Source organism: Hungatella sp. SL.1.14, assembly GCF_024460495.1.
Taxonomy (GTDB): Bacteria; Bacillota; Clostridia; order Lachnospirales; family Lachnospiraceae; genus Hungatella; species Hungatella hathewayi.
Window position 1 is genome coordinate 1 of record NZ_JANFYJ010000099.1, and the last position, 599, is coordinate 599.

2 protein-coding genes are annotated in these 599 nt (G+C 45.2%); both read right to left on the reverse strand.

Annotated elements, in window-relative coordinates; all coding sequences use genetic code 11:
- The coding region (locus NE473_RS30110; protein ID WP_256265547.1) for a branched-chain amino acid ABC transporter permease at positions 1-217 on the reverse strand (217 nt) is incomplete at its 3' end.
- 16 nt (positions 218-233) lie between these two features.
- Complete coding sequence (locus NE473_RS30115; RefSeq protein ID WP_118043220.1) at positions 234-428, reverse strand: hypothetical protein; 195 nt, start codon at positions 426-428, stop codon at positions 234-236.
- Between the last annotated feature and the right edge of the window lie 171 nt (positions 429-599).

The following is a 599-nucleotide window of genomic DNA, read 5'->3' on the forward strand; positions in this document are numbered from 1 at the left end:
TCACTGGACCATTGCAGCCCTGTTCCTTCATTCCCTTCAAACAGGCCAGAACCCCATAAACAAGAAGGCACTGTTCGTCTTTGATATTTTTAATTTCCCGATCCTGCTGTCCTTGTCTAAGATACCACCTGTAAACAGCGAAGAGTGCTGAAAATATAACAACCAGCGCGGTGATCACGCTGGCTGCCGTAATGATTGTGTTTGTAGTTATGTACATACAGTTCTCCTGTCAGTTATTCATGCTCGCAGTCCTTATGCCCTGGACCTCCCGGTACGTGGCCTGGCTTAAACTGCTTATGATCCGGGCTGTAATCTCCCTCATAAGGCGTGCTGTCGATCACTGGTTGCCTGCCGGGATCATCTTTTCCGGTTGCTGGGCCGTAGGGTACGGGTGTCTTGTAGTTCATATCTGGCTTGTTTTTGTTCATAGTTGATTCCTCTCTTTCTTGATAAATAAATTAAGCCGTTGATTTGCGGCAGGTTGCTATATCAGAAATTCTATACGTGTAATGAAATATGATGTGTAGTTGACATCTTCGGCATTCGTGAAATGGATTGCTAAAAATCCTTCATCATTCACTGCGGATACGTCAAGGTCC